Genomic DNA, 1,686 nt, shown 5'->3' on the forward strand with positions numbered 1-1,686 from the left:
CCATTCATTAATTGTAGAAGGTGCAATACCGTAAGCTTTACCTAATTGGTATTTGTTTAGTTTTCCTGCGGTAAGTTCGTCTAAAATTTTGAGTTTAAAAGATTCTGAATACCGTCTAATCACTTTGTCATTTTTGTACATAATTGTTTAAGATTATGTAGCCTTTATTCAGGACGGGTCAGCATTAAACCCAACGGCAGTCTGTCTCAAAACTGCCTATGGTTTTGAATAAAATTACGCAATTTGTGTTGGTAAGGATGATGTGCTGTATGAAATTTTCTTATTGCTGAATATGTCAGATAGGCCAAGATTCCGTTTTTGAACCCTATACGTTCCATAAAGAGGGTCTTTAGTGTACTGTTTGGACTACTGTTCCTTGCCTTTGCGTGCCGCCATCCCAATTTGACCAGTCTTTTCAGGTTGTATGCCAGTGCAATGAACCCGAAGTCGGCACTGGCCGCGTGTATTCCTTTTTTTGTAAGGATGTGATCAAATCCCCATTGACGCTTCATAGTGCCAAATGGGTGTTCCACCAAAGCCTGTCTTTTCTTGTACGTTTCGGGTTCTTCGGCGACCCTTTTGGCGTTCTGCTCTATGAACCTTGTGTACTCGCTGCGCTGCAGGATCTTACCGTTTGCCTTGGATGTCGTGCAGAGATACCTGACGGGACAGTTTTTGCAGGCCTTCGTCTTGTACTGTTTAAAGTGGTAGTTCCTTCCCTTGTACCATGAACCGTTGGAGGCCATTGTGTTTCCCTGGGGACATGTATAGGTATCGGTGTGTCCGTTGTATTGGAAATGCTCGGCATTGTAGGAGGCGTCCGGTGCCTGGCTCTTGCGTCCTATCGCGGGTATGGCGGTAAGGGTGTCTATGCCCAGGCGGTGTGCCGTGGCGAACTCGCTTCCGGTATGGTATCCCTTGTCATAAAGTGCGGTAAAGGTGTTTGTGCCCAAAATGGCCTTGGCCCTTCTGAGCATACCGCCCATGGCCTTTTTGTCGTTCTGGTTGGTGATTTTGTAATCTACCAGGAGTTTATGCTCGGCATCTACCGTCGTCTGTGCGGTATAGCATACCTCGGTGATGGTTCCCCGCACGATCTGGTGGCGGCTATCGGGGTCGCTCGTGGAGAGCTGCGGGTTTTCACTGGAGGTGTCCTGCTCCAGTTTCCGTACTATCCTTTCATATTCTGCGCGCCGTAGTTTGTGAGCGCGTACCCGGCTTTTCAGTTCTTCCTTTGCGTCTCCGTCCGCCTTGGCGAGTTCGTTGCCGTACTCCTCCAGTTTTTTGTCGATGTACTCGATGTGGCGTTGCACTTTCTTTTTGTTGTAGTTGTTCTTCTTGCTGTTCTGTGCCCTTAGCTTTGTGGAGTCCCCCGCGATAAGCACCGCGCCGATAAGCCCGTGGTTCCTGGCAATGGACACCGTAGCTCGGAAGGTCCGCTTTATGGCCTTGGGATTATCCTTCCTGAAGCGGGCGATCGTGTTGTGGTCGGGTTTCAGGTTGCCCAAGAGCCACATCAGTTCGATGTTGCGTCCGCACTCAAGTTCCAACTGCCTGGAGGAGCGTATACGGTTCATATACCCATAGATGTACAGCTTCAACAGATCGGCGGGGTCGTAAGGAGGCCTTCCCTGGGACGCCATGGCCTTGAACCCCAATGAGGTAATATCCAAACTGTCCACGAAC

General features: G+C 49.2%; 1 protein-coding gene. It reads right to left on the minus strand.

Annotated elements, in window-relative coordinates; all coding sequences use genetic code 11:
- Positions 1-206: 206 nt before the first annotated feature.
- Positions 207-1,686: IS1182 family transposase (locus BFP77_RS13220; protein ID WP_373604836.1), on the minus strand; the 1,480-nt coding region annotated here is incomplete at its 5' end.

The organism is Maribacter sp. 4U21, from assembly GCF_002742365.1.
GTDB lineage: Bacteria > Bacteroidota > Bacteroidia > Flavobacteriales > Flavobacteriaceae > Maribacter.